Genomic DNA, 16,701 nt, shown 5'->3' on the forward strand with positions numbered 1-16,701 from the left:
CAGCCGCAGGTCGCGGCTCAGGCGGCATCGGCCGCCCGCCCGCGGCTCCCGATCGTCTCGGCGGGAGGGTCGCGGTAGTCGGCCAGCGGTTGCGGACGACCGCGCTGGGCAATGAGTGCCTTGCGCCGAACGAAGCGGAAGATCGAGGCTGGCCCCATGCGTGAGCCTCCCAGACCTGAGCATCCGAAGCTCGTCTTCTCCGGCTCATAGGTCTGGATGGTAAGGCCGCAGTCGTTGAGGGAGATCCCGCCCGCATTGACCCGAAGGGCAAGCGGGAGGGCCGCCTCAGGGCTTTCGGCAAGCACGGCCGCCGACAGGCCGAAGTCGGTGTCGTTGGCCAGGAAGACGGCCTCGTCCTCGTCGGCGAACGGCATCACGGGGAGGATCGGCCCGAAGGTCTCCTCGCGCATCAGCGCCATACCGTGATTCACGTGCGTGACGACGGTCGGGGCGAGCCAGGTGCCTCCATTTTCGACGAACGCGCCGCCGCAGCGGATCCGGGCCCCACGCTCGACCGCGTCGGCTAGGTGTCGGCGGATGACATCCACTTGCGGCGCGTGGATGATCGGGCCCACCTCGCCGCCCTCGGGCGCGCAGCTCAGCCGGACGGCTTGCGCCTTCTCAACCAACCGTTCGACGAATGCGTCGTGAATGCGCTGGTCGACGTAAATGCGCTCGATGGAGAGGCAGACCTGCCCCGCGTTCAGCACCGAGCCGCGCAGAACCGCGTCGGTTGCCCGCTCAACGTCGGCGCCGGCCAGCACGATCGCCGGGTCCTTGCCGCCGAGTTCAAGGAACGCCGGAATGAGGCGACCTGCCGCCTGGCGGGCCACCAGCCGTCCTGTCGGCACCGAGCCCGTGAAGCACACGAGGTCGACCTCGTCGACGAGGGCGATGCCGGTCTCGGCATCGCCGGTCACGAAGGCGAGAACCTCGGCAAGCTGCGGGACTTCGGCAAGCGCTGCCCGCAGCGGGTCGACGAAGCGGGGCGTGATCTCGGACGGCTTGACCAGCGCCGCCGACCCGGCGGCAAGCGCCGGCACCGCGTCGATAAGCGACAGGGTGACGGGAAAGTTCCACGGCGAGATGAAGCCGGCAAGCGGATAGGGCACCAGCTGCCCCGCATAGCTCACGTCGGGCAGGATGGCCGAGGGACGGAATTCGCCGTGCGGCCCCGTCCCCAGCAGCTGGGGCGCAAGCCGGGCCCAGCGCCGAATGTTGCGCGCTGCGCCCTCGACCTCCCGGCGTGACAGGAGCGTCCGCCCGGTGTCGACCGAAAGGGCGGCGGCGATGGCCTCCTGCCGGCGCTCGATCACAGCGGCGAAGGCGAGGAGGACCTCCGCGCGCCCCGATGCGCCGAGGGCGGCCCATCGGGGCTGGGCCCGGCGCAGCCGCTCCGCCTCGGTTGCCACGGCCGCCCGGTCGAGCGCGGGCACCTCGTAGTCGACTCGGCCGGTGACGGGGTTGCGCACCGGCAGCCGCCGCGCCGAAGGCTCCGCGCGGGCGCTGCGGACGGCGGAACGCTCGGCGGGTGCAATCACGGGCAAGCTCTCCGACAACTCGTCATGACCTTATGATGACCCGACAGGAAAGGCAAGCGGCCTCAGTCTCCGCGCACCTCGGGCAGGGCCGTGCCCGGGCGGTCCCGCAGCGCCTCGAGCTCGGCCGAAAGCACCCGCAGGACGCGTTCAACCATGGCCTCGTGCCAATCCATCCGCTCGCGCGAGGCGGCATCGTCCGGCTCGAAGCCATCTAGCTCCGCCCGGTCGAGGCCAACGCGGCCCTCGAGCACGCGTTCGAGCGTGTCGAGCCGCTCGTAGACGCTGGCCAGCTCTGCGGCGAGCGCGAGCACCATCGCGAGCAGCCGGTCCGAGTCCGCTCCATCGAGAAAAGTCGGCCGCTGTCCGGCCACGGTGCGGACCGACTTGCGGACGGCATCAAGCTTCTCCATATCGCAGGTCCTTTCGCTTGAACTGACGTTCGGACAAGAGGATGTCCGGCCTCGGCCAGGCGGGCCTCGACCGACCGGGTCGGCACCACGCTCTCGGCGCGGCCGTAGGAGCCAGGAGACGTCCATGGTGGTGTACGAGATCCGGGACTCGAACCTGCGCACGCCGCGCTACATGCAGGCCTACACGGCACTCCGGGACTGGATCCATCACGGCGCCTACAGCCCGGGGGACCGACTTCCGTCCGAACCGCAGCTCTGCGAGATCTTCGGAGTTTCGCGGATCACGATCCGCTCCGCGATCGATCTCCTTGAGCGGGAGGGGCTGGTGGCACGGCAGCAGGGCCGTGGCACGTTCGTCAGCGCCGAGGTGCCCGACGCTCCGAGCAGAGGCAACTTGCAGGAGCTCGTGCGAAGGCTGCGCCAGCTCGACCAGGCAACGACCCTTGCCGACGTTGCCATCGCCACGCAGCCGGCCGATCCGCCCACGGCTGGGGACCTGCAGCTCTCGCCCGGCGAGCAGATCGTGCGGATCACCTACACGCGCTTGCGGGATGGCGAGCCGATCGGCCTCACCGAAGTCGTGCTTCCCGCGCGGCTCGGGATCGTACCGGAGGAGCGGGAACTGCGCGGCACGCCCGCGCCCATGCTCGCCACGCGGGCCGGTGTCGACATTCTCGGCGCCGACCAGCTGATTGGCGCGACGTTGGCCGACGCGCGGACCGCCCCCCCTCTTGATGTTGCCGTCGGCACACCGCTGGTGCACGTGCGCCTCCTCGTTCTCGACATCGCCTCGCGGCCCGTCGAGCGTCTCTCTGCCTACTATCGCGCCGATCGCTACGTGCACCACGTGTTCCTCGCGGCCCAGCCGGCGGCGCTGCGCGCCTCGCCCACCACCGAGCCGGCTGCCGATCAGCCAGCCTTGACCGAGAGGAAGCGCGAGGCGACGTTGCCGCCCGGCGCGTCGACCCAGCCCTCCACCCGATCGGCCACCAGGCGCCGTGCGCTCGTGAAGTAGAGCGGCACCACCGGCCAGTCGGCCATGAGTGCACGTTCGGCCTCGGCCAAAAGCCGCATCCGGTCGGCTGGGTCGGCTGCGGCATCGGCGGCGGCCACTCGCCGGTCGATTTCGGGATTGCTGTAGCCGGAGAGGTTGGTCGGCGACCCCGAACGGACAAGGGCGAAAAAGGTCGACGGGTCGTCGTAGGGTGCGAACCACTGGTAACGGATCGCGTCGAACCGGCCGGCTCTCGCGGCATTGGTGATGCCGCGGAAGTCGGAGGCGACCAGGGCCGGCTGCGCGCCCACCGCCTTCCACATGTCGGCCACCGCCAGAGCGATCTGCCGGCTCTCCTCCTTGGTGTCGTACTGCAGCTGGAAGGCGAGGGGTTTGGCGGGCCCATATCCGGCCGCAGCAAGGAGCTCCCGCGCTTCGGATTGGCGCTCGGTCAGCGGCCGCTCGGCCTCGGGCGAGGGCAGCCGACGGTAGTCGGAGATGTCAGACGGCACGAGCGTCCAGGCGGGCTCGGAGTCGCCCTTCAGGATCCGCTGCACGAGGCCGTCGCGGTCGATCGCGATGGCAAGCGCCCGACGCACCCTAAGGTCGTCAAATGGAGGCCGCCGCGTGTTCAGCATGTAGTAGTATAGCCCATAATTGCTTACGGCCCGCACTTGGCCCGGATAGGTCCGCTCGAGGAATTCCGCCTGGTCGGGTGGGAAGTTCAGGACGACGTCCACTTCCCCAGCGCGGAAGCGGCGGACGAGGGACGCGGTGTCGTCGGTCGGGAAGTAGATCACCCGCTCCAGCCGGACCGCCTGCGCGTCATGAAAGTTCCCGTTCTTTTCGAGCACGATCCGGGTATTGGGCACCCACTCGACAAGGCGGAACGCGCCGTTCGAGACCATGACTCCCGGACGCGTCCAGTTGCGGCCTTCCCGCTCGATCACGTGCCGCGGCACTGGCACGGTCGCGTTCGAATTCAGCACTCTCAGGAAGTAGGGAACTCGCCGTTCGAGCGTGAACTCGACGGTACGGTCGTCGAGCGCGCGCACACCAAGCGTTTCCGGGGGCGCGCCGCGGTTGACCGCCCGCGCGTTCTTGATCGCATATAGGTTGGCTGCATAGCGTGCGCCGGTCTCGGGCAGCATGAGCCGCCGGAACGACCAGACGACGTCCCCGGCCCCGAGCGGTGTGCCATCCGACCATTTAAGTCCCGGCTTCAGGCGGAACTTCCAGACCAGACCGTCATCGGACACCTCGTAGGATTCAGCGATCCCGAGGACGGTACGCCCCTCGCGATCCCGCGTCGCAAGGCCCATGAACAGGTCGTTGACGATGGTGGACGCCGAGTTGCCGATGGCGACCTGCGGGTCGAGCGAAGGCGGCTCGCTGGCCGTTCCCCGGCGCAGCACGCCCGCTTCGCCGCCCCCGTTGCTGCCCCCGCTGCACCCCGCAATGAGCGGCAGCAAAAGCACGAGTAGCAGGGCCATCACGCCTCGCCAGCCGGTCGTCGCCGGCATCGGCCTCGTCAAGGATCCCTTCGTCACGCGAGCCTTGCTCCTTTCGCCTGCTGTCCGTCATGCCACGTCGGCCACGCCGCAAAGGACGCAGCGCCGTCCGATGTCGCAAACGGCAAGCACCCGTCCATTAGCCAGCGAGCGGCGTTCGATGATCCCTGCGAGGAAGTTGTTGAGAAAGAAGGTTTCGCCATCCGCCGAGGGGGTCACGCGCGTCCACCCCGTCTCGGGCGGGCCGGCCTGCCACTCGGCAAGGATCCGTCCCTCGGGGTCCAGACGAAGCACGGACCGGCCGGTCGCAAGAAGCGCGCCCGAGCCCGCCCACGCGACCCCATAGGCCCGGCGGGGGTCAGATTCGGGGAACAGGAGGAACGGGTCGAGGTCGACACTCCGTGCGAGGTCGAAGACCCCGACAGTGCGACCCCCTTCGGCCAGGTGCAGGAGGCGCGTGTCGTCCGGCACGGCCGCGAGGCTCGTGATCGCGTGCCAGCCGCTGCGGCCGCCGTCGCTTTGAGGCCGAAAGGCGCGGGCTGGCCGCAGGTCGCGGAGCTCGAGCAGCAGTCGGTCGCCGAGCCTGTCCTCCGGCGGGGCACCCCGAGACGAATGCACGGCAAGCAGCACGGTCCCGTCCGGCAGGCACAGCACGCTTCCCCACGGCCTTTCGGGAAGGTCGGAGATGGGTTCGAGCCGTCTGCCATCCACCCCGAACCGGACGACCGCGCGTCCTGTCGGATCTGCCGTCCAGATGACGCCGTCGGGGGCGATCGCGAGCCCGACGACAAGCCCGTCCACTCCGGTGCGAAGTTCGCCCCGCAGCGAGAAATCGCGGGAGAAATGAAGAAGCCGGCCCGGCCCACGGTGGTTGCGCAGATCGACGCGGGTGTCGTCAATGTCGCTTGCCGCGACGAGAATGTCGCCCGGCGCGAGGAGTCGGCCAGTCCCGCTCACGGCCCCTCCGGCCGTCCCAGCCGGTCGACGACATCGGGGTAGGGCTCATCGTCGCCGCGCAGAGCTCGCTCGGCCATCTCGTCGAAGACACGGAAGACGCGCTCGACCAGCGCCTCGGCGCGCGGCGCGCGGGCTGAGGCGGGCCCTGCCTCCTCCGGCAGCTTCACACCGTCCCGGGCGAGCGCGGCCAACAGTCGGTCGTGACGGTCCTCGAGCCGGTGCACTTCCGCCGCAAGCGCAACGATCATCGCCAGGAGCACCTCGGAGTCGGCAGAGGCCAGCAGGCGCGGCCGGGCGCCGAGCGCCGCCCGCGGGCGCGGCGGTATGGCCCTCCGGCGCGCGTCCCGCGACGGCGCCCTCATGCCGGCTTACGGGCAGCGAGCACCAGCCAGCCGCCGGCCTTCTGGTGGGCCGAGGGCACGACCGTCTCGACGACACCTTCCTGCGGAAACCCAGCCTGCACGCACAGCCCGGCCAAGTCCAGCCCGGCCAGATGGCCCCAGAAGGGCTCGTTGTTGTTCCATGCGTCCCATCGCGCAAGGAACGCCGCGGCCGGATCCAGATCCCGGATGGGCACCTCGACGTGCACCATGGCGCCGCCGGGCACCAGTACCCGGTGGCACTCGGCGAAGATCCGCGGCAGGGCGGCGCGGCTCGTCTCGTGTAGCAGGATGTGACTTGCGACCACGTCGAAGCTGCCGTCGGGATAGGGGAGCGCCTCGGCGTCCGCCTGCCGGAAATGGACGCAGCGGCCGAGCGCGCGCGCACGCGCATGCCCGTAGCGCAGGCACGGCGCCGAAACATCGACCGCATGCACCTCGGCCGCGGGAAAGGCATCGCACCAGGCAAGCGTGGACATGCCGATGGTACAGCCGAGGTCGAGGATTCGCCGGATGGCAAGGTCAGGCGCAAAGCTCCGGGCGAATTCGGCTGCCACCACGCCCTTGTCCTCGTTCATGGCCCCGTGCCGGCCCATGGCGAACGCGAGCGACCCGAGTTCCGACCGGGCGCCGGGACCGACGTCATCGGCGATGCGCTCGAGGAAGTAGGAGCCTGGCACGCAATGGATGTCCACGGCCGCCTGGTAGGTTGGCACGCGGACGGAGGGGTCAAGCGTGAGGCTGCCTGGCCCCGGATCACGGGCGATCGTTCTTGCCGTGGCCGCGAGTGCCTCGAGCTGGCGATCGACGATCGCGGCCGTCACGTCGACGTAGAAGTCCTGCTGCGCGCGTAGGGCAGCGCTCCACCAGCGGTAGATCGGCTCCTCCGTCAGCGCCTCCTCCGGAAGGTCTCCGCGGGCGACGCAGGCTTCCGCGCGGACGCAGACGGCATCGCGCATCCGGCCGCGCAGCAAACCCTTGAAAGCCACGGCGAAGGCGAGCAGCGCTCGCTCCTCCGGGTCTACCTCGGGCGCGGCCGCGTGAAGGCGTCCGGCCGCAACGCCGACCGGAGCCTCGGCCGCGGCTTCCTCCGTACCACCTGCGGGGACGGCGCGCATCAAGCCGCCTCGCCTACGCCCAGCCGATTGGCGATCTCGCCAGCCTGGCGGGCGAGATCTCGCCAGCCGAAGCCGGTGCGCGGGCGGGTCGTCGGCACCGCCTCGTGAGCCCAGCCCTTTGGATCGAGCCGGCGCGCGGGCGAGGGGATCACGTAGACCTTGCGGTCCCACTCCCGCTCCACCTTGTCGTGGTCGATCTCCCAGCCCGCCTCGATCATCTTGATGACGAGCGAGCGGAAAATTGCTTCCATCTCGTCGGCCTTGACGAGCGTCTCCTCCGCAAGGGGCGTCGGGCCGATCTTTGGCCGGACGTGGCGGACGACCGAGATGTCCTCGTCGATCGCCTCCCTTCGGCCAGCCAGGCGCTCGGCGTCATGCTCAGGCTCGATGGCGTAGTTGCGCGCCTGCAGCCCGAACTGGCGGGTGTTGCGGGCGTCGATCGGAGTCGAGGCGGAAAAGACAACCTGGCTGACCCCAGGGCGGAACGTGGGCTGGATCCGGTGGCACAGGCCGAGAAGCGAGAACTCGAGCTGGACGCTTGTCTTGTCGCGTGGCTGGGACAGGATCTGCCCGAGGACGCCGGTCTTCGCCTCCGGGCGCGGCGGCGTGCGCTCGCGCGCCACGCGGGCCCCGTAGGCCGTTCGTTCAATGGGCACGAGCGTGGCCCGGGGGTCCATCCGGTTCCCGAAGGCGCGGTGGACGAAGGACAAATGCGCCGTGTCGAGGGAATTCTCCTCGAACTTCTCCCAGTTCACCGGTGCCTCCACGACCATCCGGGTGGTGCGCCACCGCTCGGTGTCGTGGAACTCCGGGAGAAGCTCGGGCACCGGCGGCCGCTCCTCCTCCGGCAGGTCCCCGAGGAAGGCCCAGATCCAGCCGTAGACCTCGTGGGTCGGGTAGCTGTCGACGCGCGCGCGGGGCGGAATCCGGAAGTCCGGACCCATCGACGGAATGTCAATGCAGCGCCCGTCGGCGGCGAACCGCCAGCCGTGGAACGGGCAGGCCACCGTGCTTTCCTCGCAGCGGCCATGCGCCAGAGACGCCCCCCGGTGGGGGCACACGTTCGAAAGGCAGGCCACCTGGCCATCGGTCTGGCGGAACAGCACGAAGTCGCAGCCGAGCATGCGGACGGCAAGCGGCTTGCCGACCACGACATCGGCCGATTCGGCCGCCACGTACCAGTTGTTGATCAGCACCTCACCGTCTCCCTCGGATGACAGGCGCCACCCCCCGGCGCCAAGGTTGTCCTAACATCATAACCTTATTGCATCCCAAGTCGCGCTGCAATAGGCTGCGCCAGCAAGCGCGAGGATGCCGGTCGCGAGGGCCTCGTTCTGAACGTGGAGGGAGAGTGCATGACGGAGCGGATGGCAGATGCACCGGGCGGCGAGGAAGGGGGAGGGGCGGCTGGAAGCCCGATGGTGCGCGAGGACGGCACTTACGAGACCCACCCGCTGCGGGCGCCGCGCGTGGCGATCGGCATCGTCCAGACGCCAGTGCGGGCCGTTGACGGCGACAATCCCGAGCCAGGCATCCGCGACAATCTCGCGTACCTCCTCAACGCTATTGACAAGGCGCAGCAGACTGGCGGGCGCTGCGACCTGCTCTGCTTCCACGAATTCCCACTCCACGGCTTCGCCCCTTGGGATCTGAAGCAGATGCTTCGGGTGTCGCGCCATCCGGACGGCCCCGAAATCGCCGAAATCGGAAAGAAGGCCAAGCAATACAACTGCTACATCGCCCTCGGGTGCCAGATGCTCGATGACGACTGGCCCGGCCATACCATGAACACACAGCTCCTGATCGGACCCGATGGCCGGTTACGCGCCCGGCACTGGAAGCAGCGCAACATGCGCGGCATGTGGCCCGGGGTCGAGCAGTTCACGACCACCATCTACGATGTCTGGGACCGCTACGTCGAGATGTATGGTCTCGATGCCGTCATTCCCGTCGAGCGGACCGACATCGGCAACATCTCCATGTCCTCCGTCCAGTTCGAGCCGGAACTGTTCCGCTGCATGGCGCTCAAAGGCGCCGAGCTTATCCTGCGAACCGCGACGGGTGGCTGCGAGTGGGAGGACATGCGACTCACGAGCTATCACAACGACGTCTTTACCACGATCGTCAACAACTGCATCGACGTCCATCGCGAAAACCCGCATTACTTCGTCGAGCAAGCACCGAAGAACAACTGGGTGGGAAGGTCGGCCATCTTCGGCCCCCGGGGTGTCGTCCTCGCCGAGGCGGACAAGTTCGAGACCAAGCGTCGGGCCGTCATCGACCTCGAGGCTTACCGACGGACGCACCGGATCCCCGACGTCCATCTCTCGATCTATCGCCACGTCTTCAACGCCTATCGCGAGCGCTACGACCCCAACCTCTGGCTCGCGCACGTGCCCGAGACCCGGGCCGCCGCTGCCGCCTATCTGCGCGACAAGTTCCGCTGGACCAGCGCATGGCAGGGCTGAGGCTTCGGCAATCGCCACTAGGCCATCTGGTCCGCCTGTCGCGGCGGCAGCTACTTGCGGGCGGCATCGGGCTGGCTGGGCTGGGTCGGGTCGCGCGCGCGGCCGACCATCGTCCTGACGCCGACGTCATCGTGGTAGGAGCCGGGCTTGCCGGTCTCCAGGCAGCCCTCATGCTCGCCGGCGAAGGTGCGCGGGTGCTGGTCCTTGAGGCGGATGCACGCGTCGGCGGACGGATCCGCACACTCGACGACGCCGAGGGCCGGCCCGAGGCGGGCGGCGCCGAGATCGGCCCCTTCTACGCGCGGGTGCATCGGCTGGTCGATGACCTCGGTCTCCGGATCGTGTCCCGCCCAAGTCTGGGACAGGGCATGGCGATCCACGTAAGGACCGGCCTCGTGCCGGCATCGGCGTGGGGAACGCACCCGGACAATCCCGTGCGAGGCGAGCATCGCGGCGTGCCGCCTTTCGCGCTCGAGGCCGCCCTCATGCAGAAGGTCGCCCCGCTGCCGGCGCCGGAAAGCTGGCTTGAGCAGGAGGCGGCGGGGCTTGATGGCCCCTATGATCGCTTGCTCCTCGGGCTTGGCGCCCGCCCCGAGATGCTGCCGCTCGTTGCCGTCGGCAATCCGCTCGGCCGCCTGTCTCGCGTCTCCGCGCTCTGGATGATCCGCCGTCACACGCTCCGGCAGCATTCGCGTGCGCATGGCGATCTTGCCTTCCTCGATGGCGGCATGAGCCGCCTCCCAGACGCGATGGCAGCGCGCCTTGGGGATGCGGTTCATCTCGCCACCCCGGTCGTTGCGATCCGCCAAGGCCGTGCCGATGTCGAGGTTAGAACGGCCGACGGCCGTCGATGGCGCGCGGGCCGGGCGATCGTCACCACTCCGGCGCCGCTTACGGCCCGTCTCGCCTTCGAGCCGGCACCGCCGCCTGCGATTGCAGCCGCGTGGCGCGCGCTTCCCTACGGCCAGGCGATGAGCGTCTTCCTGCCGGTGCACGCGCCATTCTGGGAGGAGGACGGCCTGCCGCCGTCGATCTGGAGCCGGCAGCTCGGTGGCAGAGTGTTTCACGTCGAGAATGCGGCCGGAAGCTACCTTTGGTTCTACGCATCCGGCCCGGAGGCAGCGTCGCTCCAGAGGCTTTCCGCGCCTGACGCGATCGCGCTCGTGCAGGCTAGGCTAGAAGCCTTACGCCCGTCGCTAGTGGGGCGCCTCGGCGCCCCGTCGGCGCTGTGCTGGTCGCGCCACCGCTGGGCGCGGGGAACGTTCGCCTCACGGCATCCCGGTGGCCTTGCTGCGCTTCAGGAACGGCTCCGGTCGCCGTTCGGCCGGGTGCATTTCGCCGGGGAGCACACGGCCGACCTCGCCATGGGGATTGAGGGGGCTCTTGAAAGCGGCGAGCGGGCAGCCCTCGAAGTGCTGGCCTAAGCGAGGGAATTCGGAGCTGTCACGGCGCTTGACGCCTTTCAAATGTCAGGCCATCATGACGACATAATGACTAGGCGGAGGCTAACATGGCGGCAGCGTTAGGTATGAGGGGCGACGCTCGTCTGGTGCCTTGGCGTTCGTTTGGGGTCCGGACAACCTCGGGCGCTATGGTCGGCAGCCTCGCGAGACTTGCCGGTGCGAGCATCGCGCTCGCTGGCCCGGCGCTTGCCGAGCCTGCCGAGAGCGAACCTGGCCGCACCGGCGGCCTCGGAGAGATCATCGTCACCGCCAAGCTGCGGCCCGAGCGGATCGAGGACCTGCCGCTCTCGGTCACCGTCCTTAACACCGAGGACCTCCGGCGCGCCGGCTTTCGCGACCTGCGCGACTTCGCGGGAGATTTTCCGAGCCTCGTCCTCGAGGCATCGCGCGGACGCGCTTCGCCCTCGACCCTTGCCATCCGCGGTCTTGCGCCCAACACCATCAACAAGCAACTCCAGTCTGTCTCGGTCTTCCTCGATGGCGTGTTTCTCGGCGGCTCGGCTTCGGTCATGGATCCCCCCGTCATCGGCAGCATCGAGCTCATCCGTGGTCCGCAATCCGCGCAGTTCGGCAGGCAGACCTACGCCGGCGCCATCAACTACCGGACGCTCGACCTGAAGCCCGACGTGCTGCAGGTCGAAGGTCTAGCCACGCGGTCCGGCAACCGTGGCGCCGACAAGCCCAATTCGGAGATCGACCTCACCGGCACCGTCCGCGTCGTGGACGGCGTCTGGCTCACGCTTCAGGGGCGCGCGCGCACGCTCGGAACCCTTGCGACCAAGACGAACGCTACCCGGACGATCCGGATCGGCGAGGAGCGGACCCACAGCGGCTACACGTCGCTCCTCGTCAACCCGGACCCCGCCCTCCGCATCAGGCTGACCGCCATGTACCAGGAGCAGCGGGACTCTACTCCAGCGTTCACCACCATGCATCCCCACGAGTGGATCGCGCAGGGCACCAGCCTCGTCACCGTCGGCGGGATCCTCTGGCCGAACGGCCGGCTGGGCAAGGTGACGGCCGACATGGCCGGCTGCGAGAGCGCAGCGGGTCGGCCGCTCAAGTGCGGCCTCGACCGCGACCAGTGGTTTGCATCGGTAGTCGCTGAGTATCGCCTGCCGAGCGGCTACCAGATCGCGCTGCGCTCCGGCTGGCAGACGGAGAAGAACTGGGCCAACCAAGACCTGTACTTCCGCCAGTCCCCTGATCCCTTCTTCGGAACCCAGCCCTACTCCCGACGTGTTTCCAACACTGCCGTGTCGGCAACCAAGCTCGCAAACCCCTTCTTCTCGGCGACATGGGACGAATTTACCTCCTACAGTGCGGAGCTCCGCCTGTCCTCGCCAACCGACCGTAGGCTGGCCTGGCGGCTCGGTGGCTTCTTCTATGAGGAAAGTCTTTCCAACTTCGCTGCAACCAATGTCCGGCCGGAGAACCCCACAGGCAGAACCCGCGGCGACGAGGACGTCCGCAACATCGCGGTCTTCGGTGACCTCAGCTTCGAGGTCACCGAGCGCATCCGCCTTGCCGCCGAGATGCGCTACGACATCGAGCGGAACGTCTTCCAGCCGTGCCTTACTTGTAGCACAGCCGACACCGGTGCCTTCAATCCCAACAGGCTGACGGAGACCAGCCGCCAGTTCCTGCCCAGATTTACTTTGTCCTTCGAGCCCATGAAGGACAGCCTTATCTACCTTCTCTACTCCGAAGGCACAAAGCCCGGTCGATGGAACCAGACTATCCGGACGAACTTCAAATATGTTGAGCCCGAGCGGAACTTCAACTTCGAGGTCGGTGCTAAGTCTCGTCTGCTTGATGACCGCCTGTTTCTGTCGGGCGCCGCTTTCCTCATGAAGGTGAAGGACCAGCAGTTTTCGGCCGTCTCCACGCAGACGGGCGTGCCTATCACGCTGTTCGAGAACATCGGTGAAAGCCGGATCGAGGGGTTCGAGCTCGAGACCCTCTTCCAGGTGCTACCGTCTCTTCGCCTGCGGGGCGGTGTCGGCTACGCACGGCACCGGTATACGACCCCCGTCAGCCCGACCGACCCGAACTTGCAGCGGATCTTCGGCGGCGGGACGTTCGAAGGCAAGACGTCCATCGGCCTGCCCAACTGGACTGGCTCGGTTGCTGCCGACTACGCGCGCGAGCTTGGCCGCGGGCTTCAGCTCCTGGCGGGCATCGGCCTGCAGCACACCGGCGAGCGATTTGCTGACGCCGCCAACCTCGCCCGGCTTGCTCCCATCAACCGCGTCAACGCGAACCTTGGGCTCGACTTCGGGCCAGCGGTGGCAACCTTCTTCGCTCGTGACCTGTTCCACAACGATCGCGCGGCGACTGGCTCTCTCGCGGCCACCAACAGCTGCCTGTACTTCAACAGACCTGAGGGCGGACGCTTCAGCCTCAACCCCGAGCAGCGTTGTCTCGCGGTCGGCGTCGACCGCGGCCGGGAACTCGGCGTAACCTTGGCCTTCCGGATCGGGACCGACCGGTGACAGGCGCGCGGCTCCGAAGGCTGCTCGTACTAGGCCACTGGCTTCTCGCGCCGGTCCTCGCGTCGACGGCATCGGCCGCGACCGAGGCCTGCACCGTGCCGGTGGCCGGCGAGGAGCGCTCAGCCAATCTCGAGAGTGGGCGCCGTGCGTTTCTTAAGTGCCGGGCGTGCCACACGCTTGGCGAGGGCGAGCGCCACTTGGTTGGTCCCAACCTCTGGCACATGTTCCGACGCCCGGCTGGAAGCGCGGCCGGCTTCTCCTATTCGCCTGCTATCCGCCCTGACCTCGGACCTTGGACCAACGACAGTCTCGACCGCTTCCTTGCCCAGCCGTCGAAGGCCCTCCCCGGTAACCGGATGGTCTTCGCCGGGTTGTCCAACCCCGCCGAGCGCGCGCACGTCATCGTCTACCTGCGGCAGCACACTGGAGACCCGCAGCCTGGCTGCCAGCCCTAGCCTGGTTTTCGATCATGTTCGGTCACGTCCACACACGCTGAAATTGTTGGCGAATTCCTGCAGTGTGTCGATGTCGAGGATGCGTCCGATGGCGGTCCAAATGCTCTGCCGATGGCGTTCCACAGGCAGCGAATGATGCGCTCGGCCGCTTGGCGGACGTGGGCCGTCATCTTCGAGAAGGCCGCGTCAATGGGGGGTGAAGTCGCGGCAGAAGGCGCGGGAAGGACCCACAGGGTCGTGGCGACGGCCTCGACTTAGAGTTTGATTCAAAACCATTGTGATAGATTTGTTGTTCTTGCGATGCGGTGTGCGAAGAGCTGGATTGAGGCGATGAACAGCCATGCGGTGGCCGAGGCGATGGTCTGCTCGAAGTCCTTGGCGAGGCGGCGGTTGCGACCGAGCCAGGGAAAGGTTCGCTCAACGACTTAGCGTCTGGGCAAGACCTTGAAGCCCTTGGCGTGGTCGGACCGCTTGATGATCTCGACCGTCCATTTCCCGATCTTGCGCAGCGCCTGACGAAGCTTGTCGCCGGCATAGCCACCATCTGCAAAGATGTGCCGCAGCCAAGGGTGACGGCGGATGATCTCGGCTAAGACGAGCGGTGCACCATCACGGTCCTGGACATCGGCGGTATGGATCACGGCATGAACGAGATTGCCATCGGTGTCGGTCACGAGGTGCCGCTTGCGGCCCTTGATCTTCTTGCCCGCATAGTAGCCCCTTGGCCCGCCGCTCTCGGTGGTTTTGACGCTTTGGCTGTCGATCACGCCGGCGCTCGGAGAGGCCTCGCGTCCGACCGCTTCCCGTGCGATCAGCAGCAGGGCGTGATTGAGCGAGAGCCACAGACCATTGTCGCGCCACAGGTAGAACCAGCGCCGCACCGTCGAGACCGGAGGAAAGCAGGGCGGCAACATCCGCCAAGGCAGCCCGCCACGTAGCAAAAACAGGATCGCCCCGATGATTCGCCGCAGCGGCCATTTGCGCGGTCGCCCTACACGACCAGGCGCCGGAAGGAACGGCTCCAGCACGGCCCATTCCGCATCAGTCAAATCGCTTGGCAAAGCCAAGTCGGCACAGGCATACTGCGCTCGGGTGGTGTCAGTCCACATCGTTGAACTCGATAGTGTCCCCCGTCGTGGTGTAGCGGAGCCGACCTTCGAAGAGGTGAGGGCTTGATCAGGTTGCCACGGCGGACAGCCTGACGGTGGGATTGTCGGTGAGGCGGGCGAGTGTTTCCAGCGCCATGTATCGTCTTGCGACTGCCCATTCGTCGTTGGTCTCGAGCATCAGCGCGCCGACGAGGCGGATGATGGCTTCGTCGTTGGGGACCCGAAAGGCGGCGAAGCCGACATGCCGATGACGTCGGCGCGCTGCTTCCCCTCGCGGTTCACCCGCTCCAGCGGGTTCGTGCTGGCGATCTGGGCCCAATGTTCGCGGGGGAAGGATATGTAGCCAGCACGTCGTCACGGGAGCTGTCCATCAGCGCGCCGAGTTTGGGCTGCCTCTCGCGGAGCGCGTCCGCAAAGATATCCCACTGTGTCTCGGCCTCAACCTTGGTCGCTTGCGCGACGATCGTCTTCAGCATCGCCGCGACCGCGGTGCGCTGCTTGGCCGGGGCATGGGCCAGGGCGTTCCTCATCCAGTGAATGCGGCACCTCTGGCGGGTGGCGTTGAAGACCCGACGTGCCGCAGCCCGCAGGCCCTTGTGGTCGTCGGCGATCACCAGCTTGACGCCACGTAGGCCCCGGTCGGCCAGGGACCGCAGGAACTCGGTCCAGAACGTCTCGGCCTCCGAGGGACCGGTGGCGACGCCGAGCACTTCACGCGCGCCGCCCTCGTTCACGGCGACGGCGATTATCACCGCTCGGCTGGCGATCCGCCCGCCTTCGCGGACCTTGAGGTCGGTCGCATCGAGCCAGAGATAGGGCCATCCGCCCTCCAGCGGCCGCGCCAGGAAGGCATTCACCCGCTCGTCGATCTCGGCGCAGCGCCGGCTGACCTCGCTCTTCGACATGCCGCCCGCGCCCATGGCCTTGACCAAATCGTCGACGGCGCGCGTCGAGACGCCGTGGACGCAGGCCTCCTGGATCACGGCCACGAGCGCCTTCTTCGCCGTCCGGCGCGGCTCCAGGAAGCTGGGGAAGTCGCTGCCCTTCCGGAGCTTGGGGATCTCCAGCGCGATCCGCCCGGCACGGGTCTCCCAGTCGCGGTCGCGGTATCCGTTGCGCTGCACCTCCCGCATCGGCGTGCGCGCGCCCTTGGCCGCGCCTGTCCGGCCCTCGACCTCGGCCTCCATGATCCGCTCGGCCGCGAACGCCAGCATCTCGCGCACAAGATCGCCGTGGGCCTGCTTCTCAACCAGCTCGATCAGCGCCATTCTTTCTCCGGTCATCGTCGTCTCCGTTGTCGGTTCCAGGTCTCGCAACCCGAACCTTCTCCGAAGATCGGCGGTGACCACCAGCGTCACCCGCGGCCGCGCGCTGCCCTACCCCAGAGGCTCCCCCCGCAGCCTCCTACGCCACCAACCGGGACACTGCCTTAACTCCAAAAGTTTTTTGCAAAACCTCAGAATCAGCGACCCGGGCTCGCGTCAAGCTAACCCGCTGACACCGCGCAATTTAATTTCAGACCAGGTTCTTTGGCAAGATGACCCGCTCGATACTGGCGGTGAAGGCATCGCAGATGATCAGGCCATATCGCACCATGGGTTCGACAATGCCGATGTTCATGAGGCCGGCGTTGGCAGGGAGGCGACTTCCGGTGACCGTGTGGGATCCCGGCGCGCAGCCGACGACCCCGAGACGCCAAGGCGGACACCCAGGTGAAGGACCGGACGGCGTGGGTAGTTCGGGCTGCGCTCAGGCGCCCGTGGCGACCCCCTCGTGCGCGGGCATCGGCACGCGGCCGGC

General features: G+C 67.8%; 12 protein-coding genes and 2 pseudogenes. 5 read left to right on the forward strand and 9 right to left on the reverse strand.

Features of this window, described 5'->3' with window-relative positions; translation table 11 throughout:
- Positions 1–17: 17 nt before the first annotated feature.
- Together H3H34_RS12835 and H3H34_RS12840 are read right to left on the reverse strand one after the other, a co-directional pair.
- Positions 18–1,541, reverse strand: coding sequence for an aldehyde dehydrogenase family protein (locus H3H34_RS12835; protein ID WP_328832102.1), 1,524 nt, complete (start codon positions 1,539–1,541; stop codon positions 18–20).
- Positions 1,542–1,603: 62 nt separating this feature from the next.
- Complete coding sequence (locus H3H34_RS12840) at positions 1,604–1,951, reverse strand: hypothetical protein (RefSeq protein WP_194745697.1); 348 nt, start codon at positions 1,949–1,951, stop codon at positions 1,604–1,606.
- A 124-nt stretch (positions 1,952–2,075) separates the two neighbouring features.
- On the opposite strand from H3H34_RS12840, the gene H3H34_RS12845 reads away from it, so the two are divergent.
- Positions 2,076–2,966 (forward strand): GntR family transcriptional regulator, encoded by an 891-nt coding sequence (locus H3H34_RS12845; RefSeq protein WP_194745698.1) that lies wholly within the window; start codon positions 2,076–2,078, stop codon positions 2,964–2,966.
- Here H3H34_RS12845 and H3H34_RS12850 read toward each other — a convergent pair.
- The 5 genes from H3H34_RS12850 to H3H34_RS12870 are packed head-to-tail and all read right to left on the reverse strand — an operon-like array spanning position 2,861 to position 8,107.
- Positions 2,861–4,468, reverse strand: coding sequence for a peptide ABC transporter substrate-binding protein (locus H3H34_RS12850; RefSeq protein ID WP_194745699.1), 1,608 nt, complete (start codon positions 4,466–4,468; stop codon positions 2,861–2,863). The two genes, H3H34_RS12845 and H3H34_RS12850, sit on opposite strands and share 106 nt — an antisense overlap.
- Positions 4,469–4,525: 57 nt before the next feature.
- Complete coding sequence (locus H3H34_RS12855) at positions 4,526–5,413, reverse strand: hypothetical protein (protein ID WP_194745700.1); 888 nt, start codon at positions 5,411–5,413, stop codon at positions 4,526–4,528.
- Positions 5,410–5,775 (reverse strand): hypothetical protein, encoded by a 366-nt coding sequence (locus H3H34_RS12860; protein WP_194745701.1) that lies wholly within the window; start codon positions 5,773–5,775, stop codon positions 5,410–5,412. Before H3H34_RS12860 ends, H3H34_RS12855 begins: the two co-directional genes overlap by 4 nt.
- On the reverse strand, positions 5,772–6,911 hold the full coding sequence (locus H3H34_RS12865; protein WP_194745702.1) for a class I SAM-dependent methyltransferase: 1,140 nt from the start codon (positions 6,909–6,911) through the stop codon (positions 5,772–5,774). Before H3H34_RS12865 ends, H3H34_RS12860 begins: the two co-directional genes overlap by 4 nt.
- Positions 6,911–8,107, reverse strand: coding sequence for a Rieske 2Fe-2S domain-containing protein (locus H3H34_RS12870; protein ID WP_194745703.1), 1,197 nt, complete (start codon positions 8,105–8,107; stop codon positions 6,911–6,913). The genes H3H34_RS12865 and H3H34_RS12870 overlap by 1 nt, the downstream gene beginning before the upstream one ends.
- 159 nt (positions 8,108–8,266) lie before the next feature.
- Here H3H34_RS12870 and H3H34_RS12875 point away from each other — a divergent pair, with 159 nt between their 5' ends.
- The 4 genes from H3H34_RS12875 (at position 8,267) to H3H34_RS12890 (ending at position 13,792) form a co-directional block, all read left to right on the forward strand.
- Positions 8,267–9,379 (forward strand): nitrilase-related carbon-nitrogen hydrolase, encoded by a 1,113-nt coding sequence (locus tag H3H34_RS12875; protein WP_194745704.1) that lies wholly within the window; start codon positions 8,267–8,269, stop codon positions 9,377–9,379.
- Positions 9,367–10,803: a flavin monoamine oxidase family protein gene (locus tag H3H34_RS12880; RefSeq protein ID WP_194745705.1), complete on the forward strand. Its 1,437-nt coding sequence runs from the start codon at positions 9,367–9,369 to the stop codon at positions 10,801–10,803. Before H3H34_RS12875 ends, H3H34_RS12880 begins: the two co-directional genes overlap by 13 nt.
- 167 nt (positions 10,804–10,970) lie before the next feature.
- Positions 10,971–13,337 carry a TonB-dependent receptor gene (locus H3H34_RS12885; protein WP_194745706.1) on the forward strand — a complete coding sequence of 789 codons (2,367 nt, stop codon included), beginning with the start codon at positions 10,971–10,973 and terminating at the stop codon, positions 13,335–13,337.
- A complete protein-coding gene (locus H3H34_RS12890) occupies positions 13,334–13,792 on the forward strand; it encodes a c-type cytochrome (protein WP_194745707.1) in 459 nt (152 codons plus the stop codon). The genes H3H34_RS12885 and H3H34_RS12890 overlap by 4 nt, the downstream gene beginning before the upstream one ends.
- A gap of 266 nt (positions 13,793–14,058) precedes the next feature.
- Here the strand turns inward: H3H34_RS12890 and H3H34_RS12895 are convergent.
- Both H3H34_RS12895 and H3H34_RS12900 read right to left on the reverse strand, forming a co-directional pair.
- Positions 14,059–14,901 (reverse strand): annotated as a pseudogene (locus H3H34_RS12895) (IS5 family transposase).
- Between the two features lie 177 nt (positions 14,902–15,078).
- A pseudogene (locus H3H34_RS12900) lies at positions 15,079–16,184 on the reverse strand (IS256 family transposase).
- Between the last annotated feature and the right edge of the window lie 517 nt (positions 16,185–16,701).

The organism is Thermaurantiacus tibetensis, assembly GCF_015354055.1.
In the GTDB taxonomy this organism is placed as follows: Bacteria; Pseudomonadota; Alphaproteobacteria; order Sphingomonadales; family Sphingomonadaceae; genus Thermaurantiacus; species Thermaurantiacus tibetensis.